Origin of the sequence: Caulobacter sp., assembly GCF_965279145.1 — a bacterium.
Lineage (GTDB): Bacteria > Pseudomonadota > Alphaproteobacteria > Caulobacterales > Caulobacteraceae > Caulobacter.
This window is the reverse complement of the sequence record NZ_OZ257139.1, coordinates 4,241,202-4,264,920: the sequence shown is the minus strand read 5'-3', so window position 1 is coordinate 4,264,920 and position 23,719 is coordinate 4,241,202. Positions and strand designations below refer to the sequence as shown.

The following is a 23,719-nucleotide window of genomic DNA, read 5'->3' as shown; positions in this document are numbered from 1 at the left end:
GTTCGCATTTGGGAGCACCATCAGCATGACCCGCATCGCCTTTATCGGCCTGGGCAACATGGGCGGCGGCATGGCCGCCAACCAGGCCAAGGCCCAGCACCATGTCAGGGCCTTCGACCTGTCGGCGGCGGCGGTCGAGCGGGCCGTCGCGGCGGGATGTCACGCGGCGGCGTCGGTGGCCGAGGCGGTGGCCGACGCGGAGGTGGTGATCACCATGCTGCCAGCCGGACCGCATGTGCGGACGGTCTATGGCGAGCAGATCCTGGCCCATGCGCCCAGGTCGGCCCTGCTGCTCGACTGCTCCACGATCGACGTCGAGAGCGCCCGCGCCGTGGCCGGACAGGCGAAGGCGGCGGGCTTCCGGTTCGCCGACGCGCCGGTGTCGGGCGGGATCATGGCCGCCGAGGCCGGGACCCTGGCCTTCATGGTCGGTTGCGACACCGCCGATTTCGCCGCTGTCGAGGCGGCGCTGGCTCCGATGTCGCGCGTGACCATCCATGCCGGCGATCACGGGGCGGGGCAGGCGGCCAAGATCTGCAACAACATGCTGCTGGGCGTCTCGATGCTGGGAACCTGCGAGGCCTTCGCCCTGGCCGAGAAGCTGGGCTTGGCGGCCGACCGGTTCTTCGAGATCGCCAGCAAGTCGTCGGGCCAGTGCTGGTCGGTCTCGACCTATTGCCCCGTTCCCGGCGTGGGGCCCGCCACCCCGGCCGACCGCGGCTATGAGGGCGGCTTCGCGACCGCCATGATGCTCAAGGACCTCAAGCTGGCCCAGGACGCCGCCGCCAAGTCGGGCGCCTCGACGCCCATGGGCGCCCAGGCCGAGGCCCTCTACGCGCTCTTCGACGCCAACGGATTCGGCGGAAAGGATTTCTCGGCCGTGATCCAGTTGTTGCGGGGTCGCTTGGGTGAACTAGGTTGAATTTGAGAATTGTTCTCAAATTATCCAGAACTCGCCAGCGCGCCAAATGTCCTATTCCCAATGTGTAAGTAATGGTCCCTATGTGGACAACGGCCGTCCGTGCGTGCGAAACGCGGATATCGAATAGGGACCGACAGTCGGCGGCGTTTTCCGCCTGATGATCGAGCAACAAGACCATGGATTACAAAGCCGCGTTCCAGGCCGCGATCGGCCAGATCCGTGACGAAGGCCGTTACCGGGTGTTCGCCGACCTGAAGCGCCATCGCGGCGCCTTCCCGCGCGCCACCTGGACTCACGCCGACGGTGGCGAGAGCGATGTCGTGGTCTGGTGCAGCAACGACTATCTCGGCCAGGGTCAGAACCCGGTGGTGCTCGATGCGATGCACGCCGCGATCGACCAGCACGGCTCGGGCTCGGGCGGCACCCGCAACATTTCGGGCACCAATCACCACCATGTCGAGCTGGAGGCGGAGCTTGCCGACCTGCATGGCAAGGACGCGGCGCTGCTGTTCACGTCGGGCTATGTCTCGAACGAGGCCAGCCTGAGCGTTCTCTACAAGATCCTCCCGGGCCTGATCATCTTCTCCGACGAGCAGAACCACGCCTCGATGATCGCGGGCATCCGCAACGGCGGCGGCAAGCGGCACATCTTCCGCCACAACGATCTGGCCCACCTTGAAGAGCTGTTGGCGGCGGCGCCGGTCGACGCGCCCAAGCTGGTGGCCTTCGAGAGCGTCTATTCGATGGACGGCGACATCGCCGACATCGGCGCCACGGCGGCCCTGGCCAAGAAGTACGGCGCGATGACCTATCTCGACGAGGTTCACGCGGTGGGCATGTATGGCCAGCGCGGCGGCGGCGTCGCCGAGCGCGACGGCGTCATGGGCCAGATCGACATCATCGAGGGCACCCTGGGCAAGGCCTTCGGCGTCATGGGCGGCTACATCACCGGCGACACCGAAGTGATCGACGCCATCCGGCTGATGGCCTCGGGCTTCATCTTCACCACCTCGCTGCCGCCGGCCCTCACGGCCGGGGCCTTGGCCAGCGTCAAGTGGCTCAAGCAGCATCCGGAAGTGCGCGAAGCCCATCAGGAGCGCGCCAAGACCCTGAAGGCCATGTTCAAGGCCGCCGGTCTGCCGGTGATGGAAAACGACAGCCACATCGTGCCGGTGCTGGTGGGGGATCCCAACCACACCAAGCTGATCAGCGACATGCTGCTGGCCGATCACGGCGTCTATGTGCAGCCGATCAACTATCCCACCGTGCCGCGGGGCACCGAGCGCCTGCGCTTCACCCCGACGCCGTTCCACACCGACGACATGATGCGCAAGCTGGTCGGGGCGATGGAAAAGCTGTGGGCGCACTGCAACGTCGCCCGCATGGGCGGCCACGCGGCCTGATCCCTCGAAGTTGTCATCCCGGCCAAGCGCGCAGCGCGCCGGGCCGGGTGACAGTTTTCAGAGCCCGCGTCGCACGCCCTTGCCAAGGCCAATCTGCTTGGCGAAGTCCGACCTGCGGGCCGCATAGGCGGGCGCCACCATCGGATAATCAGCCGGCAGGCCCCATTTGCGGCGATAGTCTTCGGGGCTCATATCGTAGTGCGAGCGCAGATAGCGCTTCAGCATCTTCAGCCGTTTTCCATCCTCGAGGCAGACTATGTAGTCGTGCTGCACCGAGCGTGACACAGGCACCGCGGGCTTGGCCTTTTCCGCGGCGCGCGGTGTGTCGTCCCCGTTCAGGGTCGAGAGGGCGCGATGCACCGTGCGGATCAGATCCGGAATCACCGACTGGGGGACCGTATTCTGCCCGACATAGGCCGCGACGATCTCCGCGCTCAATCCCAGAATATCCAGGCTTCTCTCGCCCTTGGACTCCGACTCGCCGCTCTGCGACACCATGGGTACCCGCCTCTATCGTTGCAATGTTTTGGCCGGAGCGGACGCCTTACCGACCCGGAACGGGACGAACGCATAACTTTCTCCAAGGTTCCTAGATTGATCGCGGCGCGTAGCCCGTTAAAGAGAGCGCCACCGACCGACTCCCCCGCAGCGTCTGGAGACCGCCCATGACCGCACCAGCTTCCACCCTGACCGCCTTTTTCGGCGCGGACCTCGCCACGGCGGACCGCGACATCTTCGATCGGATTGGTCTGGAGCTGGGTCGTCAGCAAAACCAGATCGAGCTGATCGCCTCGGAGAACATCGTCTCCAGGGCCGTGCTGGAAGCGCAGGGCTCGATCCTGACCAACAAGTACGCCGAGGGTTACCCGGGCAAGCGCTACTACGGCGGCTGCGAATATGTCGATGAGATCGAGACGATCGCCATCGAACGCGCCAAGCAGCTGTTCGGCGCCGGTTTCGCCAACGTCCAGCCGCACTCGGGCTCGCAGGCCAACCAGGCGGTGTTCATGGCGCTGCTGCAGCCGGGCGACAGCTTCCTGGGCATGGACCTGGCGGCCGGCGGCCATTTGACGCACGGCAGCCCCGCCAACCAGTCGGGCAAGTGGTTCAAGCCGGTGTCCTACACCGTGCGCCAGCAGGACCAGCTGATCGATTATGACAACGTCGCCGAGGTGGCCGAGCGCGAGAAGCCCAAGCTGATCATCGCCGGCGGCAGCGCCTATAGCCGCGAGATCGACTTCGCCCGCTTCCGTCAGATCGCCGACAGCGTCGGCGCCTATCTGATGGTCGACATGGCCCACTTCGCCGGCCTGGTGGCCGGCGGCGCGTTCCCCAGCCCGATCCCGCACGCCCACGTCGTCACCACCACCACCCACAAGACCCTGCGGGGACCACGTGGCGGCATGGTGCTGACCAATGACGAAGCGATCATCAAGAAGGTCAATTCGGCCGTGTTCCCGGGCCTCCAGGGCGGCCCGCTGGAGCATGTGATCGCCGCCAAGGCCGTGGCCTTCGGCGAGGCGCTGAAGCCGGAATTCAAGACCTACGCCAGGCAGGTGATCGCCAACGCCCGGGCGCTGGCCGACGCGCTGCAGGCCGGCGGCGTCAATATCGTCTCGGGCGGCACCGACAGTCACCTGATGCTGGTCGACCTGCGGCCCAAGGGCGTGACCGGCCGCGACGCCGAGCACAGCCTCGAGCGCGCCAACATGACCTGCAACAAGAACGGCGTGCCGTTCGACACCGCGCCCTTCACCATCACCTCGGGCATCCGCCTGGGCACGCCGGCCGGCACCACTCGCGGATTTGGCGAGGCGGAGTTCAAGCGGGTGGGTCAACTGATCGCCCAGGTTGTCGATGGGCTTGCGACAAACGGTCCCACCGGCAACGGCGACGTTGAAGCGACGGTCCGCGAGGAAGTCCTGGCCTTGACGGCGCGCTTCCCGATCTACAACTAATAGACTCGGAAAAGCCGGAGGGGGCTAGATCATGCGCTGCCCGTTCTGTGGTCACGCTGAGAGCCAGGTCAAGGACAGCCGCCCGTCGGAAGACGGCGCGGCCATCCGGCGTAGACGTATGTGCCCCGAATGTGGGGGCCGCTTCACCACCTTCGAGCGCGTTCAGCTGCGCGAGCTGACCATCCTGAAGCGCTCGGGCCGCAGGTCGCCGTTCGATCGCGAGAAGCTGGTGCGGTCGATCGCCCTGGCGACCCAGAAGCGTCCTGTTGACGCCGAACGGGTCGATCGCATGATCAATGGCATCGTTCGGCAGCTTGAAAGCATGGGCGAGACCGAGCTTCCGTCGTCGACGGTTGGGGAAATGGTCATGAAGGCGCTGAAAGCGCTCGATGACGTGGCCTATGTCCGGTACGCCTCGGTTTATCGCGATTTCAAGGAAACTAGCGATTTCGCAAAGTTTTTGGGCGAAGAAGGTCTGAGTGACGTCGCCGAGGAAGAACCTTAGGCGCATTCTGTTTTGATTACGGCCGTGTTTCGACGAGGCGTCGGCGCCGGCCCGGGAGTTCGAGTTAGATGGTTGAAGACAAGATCCGCCTGCTGATCGTGGAGGGCCGAAGCTATTCGGGGATCTCCGACGAACTGCTGCGCGGAGCCATCCAGGCGATCGACGCCTATGGCGCGGAATACGACGTGATCACGGTGTCCAGCGCCCTCCAGATTCCCGGCGCCGTGGCGCTGGCCGAGGAAGCCGGCCATCGGCCCGTGGGCATCCAGTATGACGGCTATGTCGCGCTCGGCTGCGTGATCCGCGGCGAGACCTACCATTTCGAGATCGTCGCCAACGAGACGGCGCGCGGTCTTCAGGACCTTTGCATCGGCAAGCGCCTCGCCATCGGCTTTGGCGTTCTGACGGTGGACGAGGAAGACCAGGCCTGGACCCGGGCCAAGGTCAGTGAAGGCGATCGGGGCGGCGCCGCCGCCAAGGCTTGCCTCGAGACCGTGGCGCTGAAGCGCCAGCTGCTGGGGCAGACCCGATGAGCAAGAATCGCGTTCAGCCGCGATCCGTCGCTCGACTGGCGGCCGTTCAGGCGCTGTATCAGATGGAAGTCTCGGGCGTCGGCGTTGACGCCGTGGTCCGGGAGTTCTCCGAACACCGTTTTGATCGCGATGTCGATGGCGAGCGGATGGCCGCCGCCGACGAGACCTTTTTCGCCGAGCTGGCCAAGGGCGTCGTCGCCAAGCAGAGCGACGTCGACCAGGCCATCGTCAAGCGCCTGGCTTCGGGCTGGCGGCTGGACCGTCTGGACGCCACCGCGCGCGCGGTGCTGCGGGCCGGCGCGTTCGAGCTGATGCATCGCCCGGACGTTCCCACCGAGGTCGTCATCGACGAGTATGTCGAGATCGCCAAATCGTTCTTCGAAGGACCGGAGGCCGGATTCATCAATGGCGCCCTCGACGCAATCGCCCGCGATGCACGAACCTGACGAAGACGACGACTGGTTCGCGGATGACGGCCCGTCTGAAACGACGGCGCCGCCCCCGGCCAATGAATTCGACCATATAGCGCGCTTTCTGCGTCCGCTGACGCGGGGTGATCCCGTGGCGCTGGACCTGCTGGACGACGCCGCCGTGCTGCCTTCGCGCCCCGGCTACGACCTTGTCATCACCAAGGACGCCCTGGTCGCGGGCGTCCATTTCCTCGCGGACGAAGCTCTGGACGTGGTGGCGCGCCGGCTTCTGCGCACCAATCTCTCTGATCTCGCGGCCAAGGGCGCCGAGCCGTACGGCTATTTCCTTGCCGTCGGCTGGCCTTCGGGCGCGGATGTCGCGTCGCGCGAGACCTTCGCGCGCGGCCTCGCCGAGGACGGCGCGGCCTTCGACATCTCGCTTCTGGGCGGCGACACGGTGACGACCTCGGGTCCGTTCGTCGTTTCGGCGACCTTCCTGGGCTGGGTGCCGAGCGGCGCCGCGGTCCTGCGTCGCGGGGCCAAGCCTGGCGACCGGCTGATGGTGTCCGGCACGATCGGCGATGGCTGGCTGGGCCTGATGGCCCAGTGGGGCGAGGTGCTGGACGAGGACAGTTCGCTTCTCAAGCGCTATCGCCAGCCCGAACCTCGGGTCGGTCTGCGCGACGCCTTGCGCGCCCACGCCCATGCCGCCGCCGACGTCTCGGACGGCCTTCTGGCCGACAGCAGCCACCTGGCCAAGGCCAGCGGCTGCCGCGTGCGCGTCGATCTGGAGCGCCTGCCGCTCTCGCCTGGCGCCATGGCCTGGCTGGAAACCCAGCCCGAGGACTCGGAGGCCCGGCTGGCCTTGGCGTCGGGCGGTGATGACTACGAGATTGTCTGCGCCGTGGATCCCGCCGACGCCTGGGCATTCCGCGTCGCCGCCGCCGCCGTGGGGATCAAGGTCAGCGAAATCGGTGAGTTTGTCGAGGGCGAGGGGATCCTGGCCTATTACAAGCGCAAGGACGTCACGCCCACCAAGCTGGGCTGGCTGCACGGCTAAAGTCGCATTCGAAGCTGTCTGGGACCCGTGCCGGGGTTATGCCTGTAGCCGGTAGCGAAACGGCAAGGCTTGCTGGTTAAGCTCGTCGCCATGATCACCTCCTCCGCCTTCACGCGCCGCGCCGCGCTTGTCGCCGTGCTGCTTGCCGCCGCTGGCCCGGCCCTGGCGAATTCCAAGAAGAAGGAAGAGAAGAAGGGTGAGAAGAAAGGGGAGGGCGAGGGCGAGGGCCCGCCGCCGGATCCGATCATCAAGATGCTGCCCTTCGCCGCGCCGATCGTCGAGAACGGCAGGCTGGTGAACTACGTCTTCCTGAACCTCAGCCTGAAGATGGCCGAGGGCGTCCCGGTGACGGTCATGGAAGGGCAGGAGCCGATCCTGCGCGACGCCATCGTTCGCGCCGCTCACCGCACGCCCTTCAACAAGGCTGACAGTTACAACCAAGTCGACGAGCCCCGGCTGAAGGCCGTGGTTCTGCGCGAGGCCGCCGTTCTGATCGGCAAGGGCAAGATCGCGTCGGTGGAGATCACCAAGCAGATCGCTCGCAAGCAGTTGCCTCCGCCTGTTCGCGCACAACCCGGTGAACCGGCCCGGGTTTCGGCGTCAACATCCGCCATTATCCCCTGAACCGTCCCTAGCCGAACGGACCATCCCGTCGCCAGCGCTTGCGCGGCAACGGGTTGCGCACCCCTGTGCCATTTGGCACTGTCCATGCCTTGGCGCCGCTAGAGCGCCAATCAGGGAGCATCGAGGGGGCATGAGGCCATAAGGCCCGCCCGTCGATTTGGACGGTGTGTTGATGATGATCAAGGCGCCGAAACCGAACCGGCTACCCCCTCGTGATTTGAAGCGCGAAGGGGCAATTTCCGAATGAGTTCTTGGCTTACACTGGCCATAGCGGCCGGGCTGCTGGCGGTGCTGTATGGCGCCGTGCAGACGTCCATCTTGATGCGGGCCTCGGCCGGCAACGCGAAGATGCAGGAGATCGCGGCGGCGATCCAGGAAGGCGCGCAGGCCTATCTGAAGCGCCAGTACACCACCATTGCCCTGGTCGGCGTCGTGGTCATCGCCCTGCTGTCCTTCTTCTTCAAGTCCTGGGAGCAGCCCGTCGGGTTCGCCCTGGGCGCGATCCTCTCCGGGGCCGCTGGCTTCGCCGGCATGCTGATCTCGGTGCGCGCCAACGTTCGCACGGCCCAGGCCTCGTCCGAGAGCCTTGCCAAGGGCCTGTCGATGGCCTTCACCTCCGGCGCCGTCACCGGCATGCTGGTGGCGGGTTTCGCCCTGATCGGGGTCGCGGGCTATTTCGCCCTGCTGACCGGTCCTGGCGGCTACGCGGGCACTGACCGCGTCGTGGTCGACTCCCTGGTCTCCCTGGGCTTCGGCGCAAGCCTGATCTCCATCTTCGCCCGCCTGGGCGGCGGCATCTTCACCAAGGGCGCTGACGTGGGTGGCGATCTGGTGGGCAAGGTGGAAGCCGGCATCCCGGAAGACGACCCCCGCAACGCCGCGACCATCGCCGACAACGTCGGCGACAATGTCGGCGACTGCGCCGGCATGGCCGCCGACCTGTTCGAGACCTATGCCGTGACCACGGTCGCCACCATGGTCCTGGCGGCGATCTTCTTCCGCGGCACCGAAGCGGTCACCGCGATGATGCTGCTGCCGCTGGCCATCTGCGCGGTCTGCATCGTCACCTCGATCGTCGGCGCGTTCTTCGTCCGGCTGGGCAAGAGCCAGAACATCATGGGAGCCCTCTACAAGGGCCTCATCGTCACGGGCCTGCTGTCGATCCCGGCCGTCTGGTACGTGATCCACCAACTGGTCCCCACCGCCGTCACCGTGGGCGAGCAGACGTTCGACGCCAACAGCCTGTTCTATTGCGGACTGGCCGGTCTGGCTGTCACCGCCCTGATCGTGATGATCACCGAATACTACACCGGCACCAATTTCCGCCCGGTGAAGTCGGTGGCCCAGGCCAGCGTTTCGGGTCACGGCACCAACGTGATCCAGGGTCTGGCCATGTCGCTGGAATCCACGGCCCTGCCGGCCCTGACCATCATCGTCGGCATCGTTGTGACCTATAATCTGGCGGGCCTGTTCGGCATCGCCATCGCCACCACCACCATGCTGTCGCTGGCCGGCTTCATCGTCGCCCTGGACGCCTTCGGTCCGGTCACCGACAACGCCGGCGGCATCGCCGAAATGGCCGGCCTGCCCAAGGAAGTCCGTGTCACCACCGACGCCCTCGACGCCGTGGGCAACACCACCAAGGCCGTCACCAAGGGTTACGCCATCGGTTCGGCCGGCCTGGGCGCCCTGGTGCTGTTCGCAGCCTATACCGAGGACCTGAAGTTCTTCTCGGCCAACGCCGCGCCGGGCAGCTTCTTCGAGGGCATGGGTCCGGTCACCTTCGACCTGTCCAACCCCTATGTCGTGGTCGGCCTGCTGTTCGGGGGGCTGCTGCCCTTCCTGTTCGGCGGCATGTCGATGACGGCCGTGGGCCGGGCCGCCGAGGCTGTCGTCGCCGAGGTGCGCCGCCAGTTCCGCGAGAACCCCGGGATCATGACCTATGAGGTCAAGCCCGAGTACGGCAAGGCGGTCGACATCCTGACCAAGGCCGCGATCCGCGAGATGATCGTGCCCAGCCTGCTGCCGGTGGTCTCGCCTGTGGTGCTGTTCTTCGCGATCCAGGCCATCGCCGGCAAGGTCGACGCGTTCGCCTCTCTGGGGGCCATGCTGATGGGGGTGATCGTCACCGGCCTGTTCGTCGCCATCTCGATGACCAGCGGCGGCGGCGCCTGGGACAACGCCAAGAAGGTCATCGAAGAGGGCTTCACCGACAAGGACGGGGTCCTGCACACCAAGGGTTCGGAGGCTCACAAGGCCGCCGTCACCGGCGACACCGTCGGCGACCCCTACAAGGACACGTCGGGTCCCGCCGTGAACCCGATGATCAAGATCACCAACATCGTGGCTCTGCTGCTGCTGGCCGTCCTGGCCCACGGCGTCTGATCCAGCGATCGACCTGAACGACGACGCCCCGGAGGGAGACCTCCGGGGCGTTTTTCGTCTGTTTTCAGTAGACGTCCTCTGGATCGAAGTCCTGCTCATCGCCTCCGGCGCGGCGTCGTTCCTCGCCAAAGAACTCATGGTCGATCCGTCGACGTCGGCAGGGGCCGAAATAGTCGCTGACCCGGACGAAGGGGCGGGGATTGTTGATCACTTCGTTGAGCCGATGCATCACGCCGCGCGCCGTCAGCGGCTTGGCCAGGAATTCTGTGACGCCCGCCATGCGAGCTTCATTCAGGCTGCGCTGGGTGGCGTGGCCGGTGATCATGATGACCGGCACAAGGGCGCAGGGGCTGGCGGTCGATGTGCGGATCCAGCGAACGAACGCCAGACCGTCGACCGGCTGCATCATCAGATCGGTGAAGATGATGTCGATTTCCTGGACATTCAGGATGCGCAACGCCTGCAGGCCGTCGTCGGCTTCCTTGATATTTCGCACGCCGAAGGACTTGAGGATCGCGCCCAGGATCTTGCGCATGTTGGAGTTGTCGTCGACGATCAGCACGGACAGCGACTTCAGATCCATTTCGCTAGCACCGCCCCCCACGCTTAAGGTTAGAACTCATGCGGCGTTATGCCTCTTAAGTTGAAACCTGCCGCATCTCTGGTTGATGAAATGTTGCGATCTCGATCAGCTTAGGGAAGAATCGTCGTGACTGGCGATTAACTTAAATCGTGATCACGATTACAGTTCGCTTCTGAGTGGATCGGGTGGGGTCGCCTGTCGCAAGGCGTGAAAAAAGGCCGCGTCCGGAAGACGCGGCCTTTTCGTGGAGCGACAAGAGGAAATGAAGGCCTAGCGACGATCGCCCGGACGGGTGCCGGGCACGCCGTCGTCTTCCTGGGGCAGCATGCCGCCGCGCCCGACGTTGCCGAGCAGTTGTTCCAGGATGGTCATCTCGCGACCGCGTGTGGGGGTCTCGCGGCCGTTATAGGCGATGACCTTGCCGTCCTTCAGCGTGAAGGTGTTGACCGAGGCGACCTTTTCGTCGGCCGGGTTGAACTTGATGGCAATGACGTCGCGCTTGATCACGCGCGGCATGTAGAAGGCCACCCGGTCGGTCGTCTGGGACACGTAGTACCAGGTGTTGGGGTCGAAGGTCGAAATCGTCGAGGGCGAGCCCAGCTTCTCCATCAGTGTGGACTTGCTGTCTTCGCCCACCTTCATGTCGGCAGGCTTGGCCTCGATCGCCTGGAAGCCGGAATAGCTCGTCAGCGGCGTGCAGCCTGACACAACGGCGGACAGGCCGAGGGCGGCGGCGACGAAAATGGCGGGACGAAACATGCGGGCTCCGGAACCGGAAAAATGCTGGACTTTGACCTATCGTCCGCGGGGGCTTAGTTCAATGGCCCGCGTGGACCCGTTGCTCATCTAGTTCCGGGTCGCGGCGAAATAGAGGCGTTCAATGATTCTGGATCGGTTGCTCAAACCCAGGCCCGCCAAGGCGGCGGGGGCCAAGCTGTATGCGGGCGCCGTCGCCCAGGCCCGCTCCGCGCCGTTCTACGCCGTGATGGGCGTGCGCGACTCGCTGGAAGGCCGGTTCGAGCTTTTCACCCTTCACGTCGTGGTCTTGCTGGAACGCCTCAAGGCCCAGGGCGAGCCGGCGGCGGAAACCTCGCAGGCGGTGTTCGACTCGTATGTGCGGGGCCTGGACGACGCCTTCCGCGAGATCGGTGTCTCCGACACCGCCGTGGGCAAGAAGATGAAGAAGCTCGCCGGCGCCTTCTATGGCCGCCTGAAAGCCTTCGACGAAGCGGCGGCGACGCTGCCGGATCAGGCGGCGCTGTCCGAGATGATCACGCGAACGGTCCTGGAAGAGCGCGGCGAGGGCGACGTCGAGGCTCTGACCGCCTATGTGGTCGGCGCGCGCGAAGCCCTGGCCAGCCAGCCTCTGGACACCCTGCTGCAAGGAGAGGCGAAATGGCCGAACCCGTAAACACGCCCTGGCCTTGTGAAGTGCCCCTGGCCCGTGTCGATCGCGGCGAGGTCGCGCTGCGACTCGAACCCGACGCCGACCAGCGCAAGGCCATCGCCAAGCAGCTGGGTCTGGTGCGCCTGGAGGAGTTTTCCGCCGAGGTCTATCTGAGCTCGTGGATGGACGGGGCCGAGGTTTCGGGGCGCCTGCGCGCCCGGGTGATCCAGATCTGCAGCGTCTCGGCCGACGACTTCGAGGAGTCGATCGACGCGCGCTTCACCGTCCACGTCATCCCCGCCGACAGCGAGCATGCGCCGGCCGAGGAAGGCGGAGAGCTTGGCCTTGATCCGGAAGCCGATGATCCGCCCGACGTGCTGGAGGGGGAGGTCATCGATGTCTCTGGCTATGTCCTGGAACATCTGGCGCTGGAGCTGGATCCGTTTCCCCGCAAGCCGGGCGCTGTCTTCGAAAATCCCCTACCGTCAGCGGAAATTTCGCCCTTCGCCGCGCTAAAGGCGTTCAAGACCAAGGGCGAGACGGACTGATCGGGTCCGACTCGCCGTGCTTGCGTGATATTCACGCGGATGTATCGTCCGCCGCCTTGACCCGGCGAGCGGGCGCCAGGAGCCGATAGCGCCAAAGTGTCCAAGTCCATTGTCATTTCGATCGACGCCATGGGCGGCGATCACGGCCCGTCCGTCGTCGTTCCGGGTGTGGCCAAGGCCGCCCAGGCGCTGCCTGGCGTGCGGTTCCTGCTGCACGGCGACGAAGCCAGGCTGAACGCCGAACTGGCCAAGGCGCCCGCCGCCAGGGCGGTCAGCGACGTCCGTCACACCGACAAGTTCATCGCGATGGAAGAAAAGCCCGCCCAGGCCATGCGCCGCGGCAAGGGCTCCAGCCTTTGGAACGCCGTTGAGTCGCTGAAGGCGGGCGAGGCCCAGGCCTGCGTCTCGGCCGGGAACACCGGCGCCTTGATGGCGATCTCAAAGCTGATCCTGCGCATGGGGGCGGGCCTGGAGCGTCCGGCCATCGTGGCCAACTGGCCCAACATGAAGGGCGTGACGACGGTCCTGGACGTCGGCGCCAATGTCGAAAGCGACGCGGCCCAACTGGTCGAGTTCGCCATCATGGGCGCAGCCTACCACCACGCCGTCCACGGCTCCAAGCGGCCGACCGTGGGTCTTCTGAACGTCGGCTCGGAAGAGCAGAAGGGCCACGAAGAAGTGCGTGAGGCCAACGCCATCCTGCGTGAGACCAATCTGGACTTTGACTATCACGGCTTCGTCGAGGGTAACGACATCGCCTACGGCACCGTCGATGTCGTGGTCACCGACGGCTTCACCGGCAATGTCGCTCTGAAGACAGCCGAAGGTTTGGCGCGGTTCTTCTCGAACGAGATTAAGACGACCTTGACCTCGTCGCCGCTGGCCATGCTGGGCGCGGTCATCGCTTCGCGCGCGCTGGGCAAGATGCGGCAGCGGCTGGATCCGGGCCGGGTGAATGGAGCTCCGCTGCTGGGCCTGAACGGCATCGTGGTCAAGAGCCATGGCGGCGCCGACGCCAACGGCTTCTTCTCGGCGATTCGCGTCGCCGCCGATCTGGCGCGCAGCGACTTCACCGCCGAGATCGATCGGAATTTGAAGCGCCTGACCGCCACGGCGGCCAAGGACGGCGAAGGCTTGTCCGGCGTCGAGAGTCAGGGAGCGAGTGAGTGAGCGTTATCCGTAGCGCGGTCACCGGGATCGGCGCCTATCTGCCGCCCAAGATCGTCACCAACAGTGATCTGGCCAAGTTCGTCGACACCAGCGACGAGTGGATCGTCGAGCGCACCGGCATTCGCCAGCGCCATCAGGCCGCCGAGGACCAGGCGGTGTCGGATCTGGCCGTCGAAGCCGCCAGGCAGGCCCTGGAGGCGGCCGGCAAGACCGCCGCCGACATCGACCTGATCATTGTCGCCACCACCACGCCCGACCTGACCTTTCCCGCCACCGCCGCGATCGTGCAGCGCAAGCTGGGCGCGCCGGTCGGCGTGGCCTTCGATATCCAGGCCGTCTGCTCGGGCTTCGTCTACGCGCTGAGCGTCGCCGACGGCTTCGTGGCGCGCGGCCATTCCAAGTGCGCCCTGGTTATCGGCGCCGAGACCATGACCCGCCTGATGGACTGGGCCGACCGCGGCACCTGCGTTCTGTTCGGCGACGGCGCCGGCGCTGTGGTGCTGGAGCCGCGCGAAGGGCAGGGGACCACGGCCGATCAGGGGCTGCTGAGCTTTGCCCTGCGCGCCGACGGGACCAAGCAGGATCTGCTGTACGTCGACGGCGGCCCCTCGACCACGGGCACGGTCGGCAAGCTGCGGATGCTGGGCAACCAGGTCTTCAAGCACGCGGTGATCAACATTTCCGAGGCTATCCACGCGGCGGTCGATTCGGCCGGTGTGGCGATCGCCGACGTTGACTGGTTCATTCCGCATCAGGCCAACCAGCGCATCCTGGCGGGCGTCGCCCACCGGGTCGGGCTGGACGAGAACAAGGTGATCTCCACGGTGGCGATCCACGCCAACACCTCGGCGGCGTCGATCCCTCTGGCGTTCGCCCACGGCGTGGCCGATGGCCGGATCAAGCCAGGTCAGCTTCTCCTGTTGGAGGCCATGGGCGGAGGCCTGACCTGGGGCGCCTGCCTTATTCGCCTCTGAGCCGGTCGCCCGGCGCGGTGGGCTTTCCGTGACGGTCTCGATTTCAGGCATCAAGGCGTGATCGCCGCTGAAATCGGCCTCCACTTTCGGCTATCGGGCTTTTGCTGCGGGCGGGTGTGAAGTCTCGCCGTTGAGTCTTTGACTTCATGCGATAATCGCGGCATGCAGTCGGAGCTAAACGTGAGCGTTCGCGGGGGTGAAGATCGTGATCTTCGCTTGCGGGTGACAACAGTTCTCAATCTGGCGCGGTCTAGAAGACCTGGCCGAAGCGTGTAGGGGGCGTCATGAAGGGCGCGACATTGACCCGGGCCGACCTCTGCGAGGCGGTTCACGAGGAGGTCGGTCTGACCCGGCAGGATTGCGCGGGGCTCGTCGAGCGCACGCTCGATCTGGTGGCCGAGGCTCTGGAGACCGGCGAAACGGTCAAGCTTTCCGGATTCGGCGTCTTTCAGGTTCGCGACAAGCGGGCTCGCATGGGCCGTAATCCCAAGACCGGCGAACCGGCCGAGATCGAACCCCGTCGGGTGATCGGTTTCCGCGCCTCGCAGGTCATGAAGGCGCGGATCGACCGCGCCCTGGGCGGCTAGGACGGAGACAGCGGTGGCGAAGGGACCCAACGCCTTCCGCACGATCTCCGAAGCCGCTGAAGAGCTGGGCGTGCCGCAGCACGTCCTGCGTTTCTGGGAAACCAAGTTCTCTTTCATCCGCCCCATGAAGCGGGCCGGCGGGCGTCGATTCTATCGCCCCCAGGACATCGCCGTCCTCAATGGCGTGCGCGTGCTGCTGCATCGCGAAGGCCTGACGATCAAGGGCGTGCAGAAGCTGCATCGCGATCAGGGCCTGACCCAGGTGATCGCGGCGGGCCTGGGGTCAAACGGCTCGGCCATGCTCGACCCCGACGCCGCCCGTGATATCGAATCGCCGCCCGGCTTTGAGCTGGCGGACGAGGCCCGGGATCGCCTGGCCTTCGCCCTCGATGATCTGGAAGCCGTGAAGGCGCGCCTGGACGGGCTTTTGAGGCGCTAGAAAATCACCTGGAATACCGGTTGCGGAGGTCGGGGCCGGCGCCTATAAGAGCGCCTCTTCCGTCGGAGCGTGGCGCAGCCTGGTAGCGCACTTGACTGGGGGTCAAGGGGTCGCAGGTTCAAATCCTGTCGCTCCGACCATTTCCGCAAGGGAATAAACGGAAGAACGGAAAGGCCGCCCCAAGGGGCGGCCTTTTTCGATTCCGGGTCTAGTGGATCACCGGCTTGTCGGCCTTGCCCATCCACGACATCAGCGGCATCAGCGGTACGCCCCAGCCCATGCCGACGATCACGAAGTAGATCAGGTGCACCGCGCGGTTGTTGGGCAGGTAGTCATAGAAGCTGGTCCCGGCCCAGATCCAGGCGGCCAGGAAGGCCATGATGCCGACGCCGCCGATCAGCTTGCGCACTCTCGCCGGAATAAGGGGGCGGGCGGGGATAGAGGGTTGGCTCACGCGGGTCTCCGGACGACAAGGCCGAGCACGGCCAGAAAAAGAACGGCGCCGACGCTCGATACGAGCAGCCCACCCCAGAAGCCGGTGAAGGGCAGGTCAAGGCGCTGGGCGATGAAGACGCCGATGAACGAGCCGATCACGCCGATCAGCAACTTGACGAACAGGGAATGCCGGCGGGCCAGCGCGATGTCGGCGATCCAGCCAGCCAGGATGCCGATCACTGCCGTGGCGAACACTCCAACACCGCTCATCAGGTCCTCCGCGCCGGACTTCGCGTCCGCGACCGGATCTTCGCATGAAGCGACAGCCTAGTCATCGCGCGTCGAGAGGCCTCATCGGGCATGGACGCGAGGCGAACTCGGGCGTAGGGGTTTGCCGGCCCCATTTCGGCCCCGAACAGGCGCTTCTTCCGTCCGATGACGTCATTCCTGCGTTCCGATCGTTCCCGTCCCGTCGCCATCTGGCTGTTCACCGTGGCGGTGTTTGTCTTTGGCATGGTCGTGGTCGGCGGGGCCACGCGCCTGACCGATTCCGGCCTGTCGATCACCCAGTGGAAGCCGATCATGGGCGCGCTGCCGCCGATGTCGGAAGCCGCCTGGCGCGCCAATTTCGAGCTCTACAAGCAGATCCCGCAGTTCAAGCTGGTCAATCCCGACATGACCCTGGAGGCCTACAAGGGCATCTTCTGGTGGGAGTGGGCGCACCGGCTTCTGGGCCGCCTGGTCGGGGCGGTGTTCGCGATTCCGTTCGTCTTCTTTCTCATTCGCCGGATGATTCCGCGCCGCCTGATCTGGCGCTGCGCGGTGATGCTGGTGCTGGGCGGGCTGCAAGGCCTGGTCGGCTGGTGGATGGTGTCCAGCGGCCTGTCGGAGCGGGTGTCGGTCGCGCCCGAGCGCCTGATGACCCACCTGGGTCTGGCCCTGACTTTGTTCGTAGTGCTGATCTGGACGGGCCTGGACGCCTGGGCCGGTTCGCCCCGCATCGAGGAGCGCAGCGCCTGGCGCGGCTGGGCCCTGGGTTTCCTGGGCGCGGTGTTCTTCCAGAGCCTGCTGGGCGCCTTGGTGGCCGGCAATGACGCAGGCCTGGTTTTCAACGACTGGCCGCTGATGAACGGCGCGCTGCTGCCCGATCCCTATCTGGGCAATGGTTTCTGGGGCACGATCGCTCACAGCCAGGGCGCGGTGCAGCTTCATCACCGCCTGTTCGCCTACGCCCTGTTCGCGGCGGGGCTGGCGATCGGTGTCCTGACCCAGCGCGCCCGCCATCTGCCGAGCGAGGCCAAGGTCGTCGGTCTGGTTGTCGCGGGCGTGGTGATCCTGCAGGCGGGTCTGGGGATCTGGACCCTGATGGCGCATGTGCCGGTTTGGCTGGGCGTCGTCCATCAGGCGGGCGCGGCGGTGCTGCTCGCCGTGGCGACCAGCTTCGCCTGGCGCGTTCGGCGACCGTAATTTCTCGCGCGCGCGAACAACTGTCACACGCGTGAAGCAAAGCAGACCGGCATCTCTCAGGAGTTTTCGGCCGTGATCCGCTTGTCTTCGCTCACCCTTGTCGCCGCGCTGCTGGCCGCCCCGGCTTTCGCCGCTCCGGCGACCGACCCCTATTACAAGGCCGGCGAAGCCGCCCTGGCCCGCAACCTGGCGATCACGCCCAACACGGGCCGCGCCAAGAACGTCATCCTGTTCCTGGGCGACGGTATGGGCATCTCGACGATCACCGCGGGGCGCATCTTCGAGGGTCAATCACGGGGCGTGGACGGCGAGTCCAGCAGTCTGTCGTTCGAGAAGCTGCCGTGGACGGCGCTCTCCAAGACCTACAGCCACGACACCCAGGTCACCGACAGCGCCGCCGGCATCACCGCCATCACCACGGGCGTGAAGACGCGCAACAAGGTGATCGGCCTGACCGGCGCGGCTCAGCCCGAGCAGTGCGCCACCGAAGCCGCCAATCGCGTCGAAACCATCGCCGAGATCGCCAAGGCCCATGGCCTGTCGGCGGGCGCGGTGACCACCACCCGCATCACCCACGCCACGCCCGCCGGTGTCTATGCTCACACCGCCTATCGTGACTGGGAGGGCGACACCGACATGCCGCTGGAGGCTACCCAGGCCGGCTGCAAGGATATCGCCCGCCAACTGATCGAGGCGCCGGCCAATCTGCGGCTGGATGTGGCCATGGGGGGAGGGCGCTCGCGCTTCCTGCCCGACGCCGCCGGCGGCAAGCGCGGCGATGGTCGCGATCTGACCGCCGAATGGCGCAAGGCGTCGGGCGCGGCCTATGTCACGACGGCGGACCAACTGGCGGCGCTCGATCCCGCCCGCACCGGTCCCGTCCTCGGCCTCTTCGCCAACGAGCACCTGCCCTATGAAGTCGAGCGGCCCATCCTGGGCGAGGGCGTTCCGACCCTGGCCCAGATGACGACCAAGGCCATCGACCTGCTGAACAAGAACCCCAAGGGCTATTTCCTGCTGGTCGAAGGGGGCAAGATCGACATGGGCAGCCACCTCAACAACGCCAAGCGGACCCTCACCGAGACCGCGGAGTTCTCCAAGGCCATCCAGGCGGCGCTCGACAAGGTGGACCTGAAGGACACCCTGATCATCGTCACCGCCGACCATAGCCACGGCCTGGTGATCTCGGGCTACGCCTCCCGCAACGCGCCCATCCTGGGCCTTGCGGGCAATGAGGGCGAACCGATCGTGGCCGGCGACGGCAAGCCCTATTCGGTGCTGAGCTTCGCCACCGGCCCTGGCGGCCCCGAAGGCCAGAACCTGCGCGCCGACCCTGCCAAGGAAGACATGGACGATGTCGACTATCACCAGCAGGCCCTGGCCAACCTGCCCAGCGCGGCCCACTCGGGCGAAGACGTCGGCGTGTTCGCCGACGGTCCGGGCGCCTGGCTGGTGCATGGGGTGGTCGAGGAGTCCTACATCTTCCAGGTCATGCGCCACGCCTTCGGCTTCGACGCGGACAAGCGCTGAGGCGGTTGTCATACCGGGCGAAGCGTAGCGAAGACCCGGGACCGCAACAGGCGTTGGTGTTGCGGCGGTCCCGGCTCTGCGCGCTTCGCGCCTCGCCGGGATGACGATTTTCACTGTGGTATCATAATACCTTATCACGCAATCCCTTATGCCGTAAGGGTTTCCGGATATTCTGCGCGCTCAACGTTGACAGGGCGCGAACCCTCACGTATCAGCCGCCCCTCACGCAGACGGAGCCGCTTGTTTGGCTCCCGACGCACAAGGAATACGGATCAATCCCATGCAAAAGACCACGGCTTCCCTGAAGCCCGCCGAGGTCGAGAAGAAGTGGATCGTGGTCGACGCCCAGGACGCCGTTGTCGGTCGTCTGGCGACGTTCATCGCGATGCGTCTTCGCGGCAAGCATCGTCCCGACTACACCCCCAACGTTGACTGCGGCGACTTCGTCGTCGTGATCAACGCCGACAAGGTGAAGTTCACCGGCAAGAAGATGGACGACAAGGTTTACTATCGCCACACCGGTCACCCGGGCGGCGTCAAGTCGACCACCCCGCGCAAGCTGCTGGAAGGCCGCTTCCCGGAACGCGTCCTCGAAAAGGCCGTCGAGCGCATGCTGCCCAAGGAAAGCCCCTTGGCTCGCAAGCAGCTGACGCACCTGCTCATCTACAACAACGGTGAGCACCCGCACCAAGCGCAGAGCCCGGAAGCGATCGATTTCGCTGCGCGCAACGCCAAAAACACCCGGAGCGCCTAAGTCATGTCCGAAGCTCAAGGCTTTGACGCGCTGGCCAGCCTGTCCAGCAACCCCGAAGCGGCCGCTCCGGCCGTCCAGAAGATCGACGCCCAAGGCCGCGCCTACGCGACCGGCAAGCGCAAGAACGCGATCGCTCGCGTCTGGATCAAGCCCGGCAAGGGCACCATCACCATCAACGGCCGCGACCAGGCGATCTATTTCGCTCGCCCCGTTCTGCGCATGATGATCGCTCAGCCTCTGCAGGTCACCGACCGCGAAGGCCAGTTCGACATCGTCGTCACCGTTGAAGGTTCGGGCCTGTCGGGTCAGGCCGGCGCCGTGCGCCACGGCCTGTCCAAGGCCCTGACCTACTATGAACCCGCGCTGCGTCCCGTCCTGAAGCCGCACGGCTTCCTGACGCGCGACAGCCGCGTGGTCGAGCGTAAGAAGTACGGCAAGGCCAAGGCCCGTCGTAGCTTCCAGTTCTCGAAGCGCTAAACGCGGGTTTTCCGTGTTTGGAAGAGGGCGCTTCGGGAAACCGGAGCGCCCTTTTTCTTTGTCCTTTTGTCCGGATTGATTGGAGTCAGCATGACCCCGAAGGTCTTCATCGATGGCGAAGTCGGCACCACGGGCCTGCAGATCCGCGAGCGTCTGGTCGGCCGCACCGACCTGCAACTGATCTCGATCGATCCCGACAAGCGCAAGGACCCGGTCGCGCGCGCCGAAATGCTCAACAGCGCCGACGCCGTGATCCTGTGCCTGCCCGACGAGGCTTCCAGGGAGGCCGTGGGTCTGGTCACCAACCCCGACACCGTGGTGATCGACGCCTCGACCGCCTATCGCACCGATCCTGACTGGGCTTTCGGCTTTCCCGAACTCGACAAGGCGCAGCGCGCCAAGGTCGCCGCGTCCAAGCGGATCTCCAATCCGGGCTGCTATTCGACCGGCGCCATCGCCCTGACCCGGCCGCTGGTCTCGGCGGGCATCCTGCCGCCCGAGCTGCCGCTCTCGTTCAACGCCGTGTCGGGCTATACCGGCGGCGGAAAGGCGATGATCGCCGAGTTCGAGGACGAGACGGCGGCCAATTTCACCAGGGTCCCGTACCGGATCTACGCCATGGGCCTGTCGCACAAGCATGTGCCCGAGATCCAGAAACATGGCGGCCTGCTGACCCGGCCGATCTTCACCCCCGCCGTGGGTCGCTACGCGCAGGGCATGCTGGTGGAGTTGCCGCTGCATCTGGCGACGCTGAACGAGGGCCGTTCACTGGGCGAGATCCAGGCCGCCTACGCCGCCCACTACAAGGACGAGCAGTTCGTCGAGGCCGCTTCGCTGGATGAGTGCAAGGGCCTGACGACACTGGACCCTGAAGGCCTGAACGGCACCAATCGCCTGAAGCTGTTCGTGTTCGGTTCGGACAACAGCGGTCAGGCGCGTCTGGTGGCCCTGCTCGACAATCTGGGCAAGGGCGCGTCCGGCGCGGCGGTGCAGAACCTGAACCTGGCCCTGGGCCTGGAGGAGGCGGCGGGCCTTTGATCCGTCGGGCCGTCCCGGATCAGGGGCGCCAGCGGTAGTGGGCCACGGCCGTGTGGAGCTTGAACATCCACAGCGGCTCTTCCTTGGTCCCGAAGCCGATATTGTGAACCACGCGGGCGCCTTCCGGCCCACGCGCCACGATCCCGAGATGCGGGCGGTCGCCCCAGACGCGCCACGTCAGGATATCGCCCGGGCGCGGCGCGTCGAACCTGTCGCCGGGCTCGCGTTTCGAGGCCCGTCGCAGCAAGGCGCCTTGTCGGGTCAGATAGGTCTCCAGGTTCAGCACGCGTCGATGATCGATATTGGCGTCCGGGGTCTTCAGACCCCAGGCGGCGCGAGAGGGATAGGCGTCGAAGGCCCTCAGCATGTCTTCGTGCACGCGTTGCTGCAGATCGATGTTCCACGCGTCGCGGGCCGCGCGCACCAGTACGTCGGCGCAAACCCCGGTGGTGCGCAGCACGTCGCCGCCTGGATACGAGATGGCGCGGTAGTTGGCGTCATAGGCCTTGGTCACGCCGATCTGTTCGCGGGCGGCCTGGGCGAGACCGAGAGGGTCGCGCGCCGCCGCCGCCGCGCCCAGTGTCGGGGCGGCGAGCAGCATTCCCAGGGTCGAGCGGCGGCTGATCGCAAGCATGGCGGGGAAGCTCCGCCGCAATCTCGGCGAGTTTTGGGCGAACCTCGTCCGTTCAATATCTGATCACTGATCAGGTGTCGGAGCGCACCCGAACATAGCTGCCGGGGGCGTCTTCCAGCGGTTTCAGCTTGCCCTTGGCCGGGTCGCGCGCCGGGACCAGGGGGCCGGACTTGGCGCGGAGCCACTCGGCCCAGTGCGGCCACCAGGAGCCCGGATGCTCCTGCGCGCCCGACATCCAGCCCTCGACCGAGCCGGGCAGGTGCTCGTTGGTCCAGTGCTGGTACTTCTTGGCGTCGGGAGGGTTGATCACGCCGGCGATGTGGCCCGAGCCGGCCATGGTGAAGGTCACGGGTCCGCCGAAGGCCCGCGCGCCGCGATAGACGCTGCGATAGGGGGCGATGTGGTCGTCCTTCGACGACTGGACATAGATCGGGATCTTGACCTTGGAGAGATCCAGCTTCTCGCCGCCCAAGGTCAGGGCGCCCGTCGTCAGCGCGTTGTCCTTGTAGAAATTGCGCAGATAGAACATGTGCAGCGACTTGGGCATGCGGGTCTGGTCGGCGTTCCAGAACAGCAGGTCGAAGGGGCGGGGCTCCTTGCCCATCAGATAGTTGCTGATGAAGAACGACCAGATCAGATCGTTGCCGCGCAGGCTGTTGAAGGTGTCGGCCATCGACTGGCTGGGCAGGAAGCCTCCTGTCTGGTCCATCTGCTGCTCGATGGACTGCAGCCATTCCTCGTTGGTGAACAGCAGCAGGTCGCCGGCTTCGGCGAAGTCCTGCTGGGCGGCGAAGAAGGTGGCCGAATTGATCCGCTTGTCGCCCCTGGCGGCCATGTGGGCCAGGGCGCAGGACAGCAACGTCCCGCCGATGCAATAGCCGACGGTGTTGACCCGATCGACGCCGGTCTGGTTCATCACCTGCTGGGTGGCGTCGTAGATCCCCTCCAGCATGTAGTCTTCGAAGGTCTTGGCGGCGAGCTTGGCGTCCGGGTTGACCCACGAGGTGACGAACACCGTGAAGCCCTGGCTGGTCAGCCAGCGGATCATCGAGTTCTCGGGCCGCAGGTCCAGGATGTAGAACTTGTTGATCCACGGCGGGAAGATCAGCAGCGGGATCTCGTGGACCTGTTCCGTGGTCGGATTAAACTGCAGCAGCTGCAGGATGTCGTTCTGATAGACGACCTTGCCGGGCGAGGTGGCGACGTTCTCGCCCACCTTGAACTTCTCCAGATCCGTCTGGCTGATGGCCAACTGGCCGCCGCCCCGCTCCAGGTCGGCGGCGAAGTTCTCCATGCCGCGCACCAAGCTCTCGCCCTTGGTCTGGGCCACCTCGCGCAGGGCGGCGGGGTTGGAGATCAGGAAGTTCGATGGCGAGAAGGCGTCGGTCAGCATCTTGACGAAGAACTCAACCCGGCGCTTGGAGGCCGGATCGACGCCCTCGACCTCCGACACCAGGCTGTTGAGCCAGTTCGACGACAGCAGATACGACTGCTTCATCATGTCGAACATGGGATTGGACGCCCAATCCGGATCGCTGAAACGCTTGTCGCCGCTGGCCGGCGCGATCACCGGCCTGGCTTCCTCGCCGGCGGCGCGACGGGCCGCTGACTGCCAGAGGTCCATGTAGCGGCTGAAGAGATCGGCCTGGGCCCGCAGCAGGCGGTCCGGCTGGGCGGCGAGCCCGGCCATGACCTCGTTCATGGCCGGTGCGACATGGAAGGGATCGGGCGTGAGGGCGGCGGGACGATCCGCCTGGCGCAACGCCGCCTCGGCGATGGCGCCCTGGGCGGTCACCGCGGCGCGAGCCAGATTGGCCGAGAGGGTCTCAAGCATCTGTCGCTGCTCGGGAGACATCATCGCGTCGAAACCCGGCATGACAGGCGAGGGCGGTGGGA

Annotated in this window: 26 protein-coding genes, 1 tRNA gene and 1 pseudogene; 21 read left to right on the top strand and 7 right to left on the bottom strand. The window is 65.8% G+C overall.

The genetic code is table 11. The annotated features are described in order from the left end of the window. Positions 1–4 precede the first annotated feature (4 nt). A pseudogene (mmsB, locus tag ACQY9P_RS19960) lies at positions 5–922 on the top strand (3-hydroxyisobutyrate dehydrogenase); the annotation flags it as partial. A gap of 176 nt (positions 923–1,098) precedes the next feature. Then, entirely contained in the window at positions 1,099–2,325 is a 1,227-nt protein-coding gene (gene hemA / locus ACQY9P_RS19955) for a 5-aminolevulinate synthase (protein ID WP_421737497.1), read from the top strand. A gap of 57 nt (positions 2,326–2,382) precedes the next feature. Here the strand turns inward: hemA and ACQY9P_RS19950 are convergent, their stop codons facing one another. Then, on the bottom strand, positions 2,383–2,823 hold the full coding sequence (locus ACQY9P_RS19950) for a MucR family transcriptional regulator (protein WP_421737498.1): 441 nt from the start codon (positions 2,821–2,823) through the stop codon (positions 2,383–2,385). A 167-nt stretch (positions 2,824–2,990) separates the two neighbouring features. Here ACQY9P_RS19950 and glyA point away from each other — a divergent pair, with 167 nt between their 5' ends. The 7 genes from glyA (at position 2,991) to ACQY9P_RS19915 (ending at position 9,800) form a co-directional block, all read left to right on the top strand. After that, complete coding sequence (gene glyA / locus ACQY9P_RS19945; RefSeq protein WP_421737499.1) at positions 2,991–4,283, top strand: serine hydroxymethyltransferase; 1,293 nt, start codon at positions 2,991–2,993, stop codon at positions 4,281–4,283. Positions 4,284–4,314: 31 nt separating this feature from the next. Beyond that, the gene (gene nrdR / locus ACQY9P_RS19940) at positions 4,315–4,788 is read left to right on the top strand and encodes a transcriptional regulator NrdR (RefSeq protein WP_421737500.1); all 474 of its coding nucleotides are present in this window, start codon (positions 4,315–4,317) and stop codon (positions 4,786–4,788) included. Positions 4,789–4,856: 68 nt separating this feature from the next. Then, positions 4,857–5,321: a 6,7-dimethyl-8-ribityllumazine synthase gene (gene ribH / locus ACQY9P_RS19935; RefSeq protein ID WP_421737501.1), complete on the top strand. Its 465-nt coding sequence runs from the start codon at positions 4,857–4,859 to the stop codon at positions 5,319–5,321. Continuing rightward, the gene (gene nusB / locus ACQY9P_RS19930; RefSeq protein ID WP_421737502.1) at positions 5,318–5,767 is read left to right on the top strand and encodes a transcription antitermination factor NusB; all 450 of its coding nucleotides are present in this window, start codon (positions 5,318–5,320) and stop codon (positions 5,765–5,767) included. The genes ribH and nusB overlap by 4 nt, the downstream gene beginning before the upstream one ends. Then, on the top strand, positions 5,727–6,791 hold the full coding sequence (gene thiL / locus ACQY9P_RS19925) for a thiamine-phosphate kinase (RefSeq protein ID WP_421737503.1): 1,065 nt from the start codon (positions 5,727–5,729) through the stop codon (positions 6,789–6,791). The genes nusB and thiL overlap by 41 nt, the downstream gene beginning before the upstream one ends. 90 nt (positions 6,792–6,881) lie before the next feature. Continuing rightward, positions 6,882–7,415, top strand: a complete 534-nt coding sequence (locus ACQY9P_RS19920) for a hypothetical protein (protein ID WP_421737504.1) — start codon at positions 6,882–6,884, stop codon at positions 7,413–7,415. 243 nt (positions 7,416–7,658) lie between these two features. Beyond that, positions 7,659–9,800: a sodium-translocating pyrophosphatase gene (locus ACQY9P_RS19915; RefSeq protein WP_421737505.1), complete on the top strand. Its 2,142-nt coding sequence runs from the start codon at positions 7,659–7,661 to the stop codon at positions 9,798–9,800. A gap of 64 nt (positions 9,801–9,864) precedes the next feature. Here ACQY9P_RS19915 and ACQY9P_RS19910 read toward each other — a convergent pair whose 3' ends face one another. Next, positions 9,865–10,383 (bottom strand): response regulator, encoded by a 519-nt coding sequence (locus ACQY9P_RS19910; protein WP_421737506.1) that lies wholly within the window; start codon positions 10,381–10,383, stop codon positions 9,865–9,867. Between the two features lie 270 nt (positions 10,384–10,653). Continuing rightward, on the bottom strand, positions 10,654–11,142 hold the full coding sequence (locus tag ACQY9P_RS19905; protein WP_421737507.1) for an outer membrane protein assembly factor BamE: 489 nt from the start codon (positions 11,140–11,142) through the stop codon (positions 10,654–10,656). 121 nt (positions 11,143–11,263) lie between these two features. Here ACQY9P_RS19905 and ACQY9P_RS19900 point away from each other — a divergent pair, with 121 nt between their 5' ends. From ACQY9P_RS19900 to ACQY9P_RS19870, 7 genes are all read left to right on the top strand, one after another. Next, entirely contained in the window at positions 11,264–11,794 is a 531-nt protein-coding gene (locus ACQY9P_RS19900; RefSeq protein WP_421737508.1) for a ubiquinol-cytochrome C chaperone family protein, read from the top strand. Further along, a complete protein-coding gene (locus ACQY9P_RS19895) occupies positions 11,779–12,318 on the top strand; it encodes a YceD family protein (RefSeq protein WP_421737509.1) in 540 nt (179 codons plus the stop codon). The genes ACQY9P_RS19900 and ACQY9P_RS19895 overlap by 16 nt, the downstream gene beginning before the upstream one ends. Before the next feature lie 96 nt (positions 12,319–12,414). Next, a complete protein-coding gene (gene plsX, locus ACQY9P_RS19890; protein WP_421737510.1) occupies positions 12,415–13,488 on the top strand; it encodes a phosphate acyltransferase PlsX in 1,074 nt (357 codons plus the stop codon). Next, positions 13,485–14,462: a beta-ketoacyl-ACP synthase III gene (locus ACQY9P_RS19885; RefSeq protein ID WP_421737511.1), complete on the top strand. Its 978-nt coding sequence runs from the start codon at positions 13,485–13,487 to the stop codon at positions 14,460–14,462. Before plsX ends, ACQY9P_RS19885 begins: the two co-directional genes overlap by 4 nt. A gap of 284 nt (positions 14,463–14,746) precedes the next feature. Further along, positions 14,747–15,049, top strand: coding sequence for an integration host factor subunit alpha (locus tag ACQY9P_RS19880; RefSeq protein WP_035047822.1), 303 nt, complete (start codon positions 14,747–14,749; stop codon positions 15,047–15,049). A gap of 13 nt (positions 15,050–15,062) precedes the next feature. After that, on the top strand, positions 15,063–15,488 hold the full coding sequence (locus ACQY9P_RS19875) for a MerR family transcriptional regulator (protein WP_421737512.1): 426 nt from the start codon (positions 15,063–15,065) through the stop codon (positions 15,486–15,488). 63 nt (positions 15,489–15,551) lie between these two features. Further along, positions 15,552–15,628: transfer RNA gene (locus tag ACQY9P_RS19870), tRNA-Pro, on the top strand. A gap of 68 nt (positions 15,629–15,696) precedes the next feature. Here ACQY9P_RS19870 and ACQY9P_RS19865 read toward each other — a convergent pair. Then, positions 15,697–15,942: a DUF2842 domain-containing protein gene (locus ACQY9P_RS19865; protein WP_421737513.1), complete on the bottom strand. Its 246-nt coding sequence runs from the start codon at positions 15,940–15,942 to the stop codon at positions 15,697–15,699. Then, the gene (locus ACQY9P_RS19860) at positions 15,939–16,193 is read right to left on the bottom strand and encodes a GlsB/YeaQ/YmgE family stress response membrane protein (protein ID WP_421737514.1); all 255 of its coding nucleotides are present in this window, start codon (positions 16,191–16,193) and stop codon (positions 15,939–15,941) included. Before ACQY9P_RS19860 ends, ACQY9P_RS19865 begins: the two co-directional genes overlap by 4 nt. 165 nt (positions 16,194–16,358) lie before the next feature. Here ACQY9P_RS19860 and ACQY9P_RS19855 point away from each other — a divergent pair, with 165 nt between their 5' ends. The 5 genes from ACQY9P_RS19855 to argC all read left to right on the top strand — a co-directional run bounded on the left by ACQY9P_RS19855 (position 16,359) and on the right by argC (position 21,189). Next, complete coding sequence (locus ACQY9P_RS19855) at positions 16,359–17,390, top strand: COX15/CtaA family protein (RefSeq protein WP_421737515.1); 1,032 nt, start codon at positions 16,359–16,361, stop codon at positions 17,388–17,390. A 72-nt stretch (positions 17,391–17,462) separates the two neighbouring features. After that, the gene (locus ACQY9P_RS19850) at positions 17,463–18,920 is read left to right on the top strand and encodes an alkaline phosphatase (RefSeq protein ID WP_421737516.1); all 1,458 of its coding nucleotides are present in this window, start codon (positions 17,463–17,465) and stop codon (positions 18,918–18,920) included. A 280-nt stretch (positions 18,921–19,200) separates the two neighbouring features. Further along, positions 19,201–19,674 carry a 50S ribosomal protein L13 gene (gene rplM / locus ACQY9P_RS19845; RefSeq protein WP_062146814.1) on the top strand — a complete coding sequence of 158 codons (474 nt, stop codon included), beginning with the start codon at positions 19,201–19,203 and terminating at the stop codon, positions 19,672–19,674. Between the two features lie 3 nt (positions 19,675–19,677). Beyond that, positions 19,678–20,151: a 30S ribosomal protein S9 gene (rpsI, locus tag ACQY9P_RS19840; protein ID WP_062146811.1), complete on the top strand. Its 474-nt coding sequence runs from the start codon at positions 19,678–19,680 to the stop codon at positions 20,149–20,151. A 90-nt stretch (positions 20,152–20,241) separates the two neighbouring features. Continuing rightward, on the top strand, positions 20,242–21,189 hold the full coding sequence (gene argC / locus ACQY9P_RS19835) for an N-acetyl-gamma-glutamyl-phosphate reductase (RefSeq protein WP_421737517.1): 948 nt from the start codon (positions 20,242–20,244) through the stop codon (positions 21,187–21,189). A 19-nt stretch (positions 21,190–21,208) separates the two neighbouring features. Here argC and ACQY9P_RS19830 read toward each other — a convergent pair whose 3' ends face one another. Continuing rightward, positions 21,209–21,823, bottom strand: a complete 615-nt coding sequence (locus tag ACQY9P_RS19830) for a DUF1287 domain-containing protein (RefSeq protein WP_421737518.1) — start codon at positions 21,821–21,823, stop codon at positions 21,209–21,211. A 70-nt stretch (positions 21,824–21,893) separates the two neighbouring features. Beyond that, a complete protein-coding gene (locus tag ACQY9P_RS19825) occupies positions 21,894–23,657 on the bottom strand; it encodes a class I poly(R)-hydroxyalkanoic acid synthase (protein WP_421737519.1) in 1,764 nt (587 codons plus the stop codon). Positions 23,658–23,719: the final 62 nt, after the last annotated feature.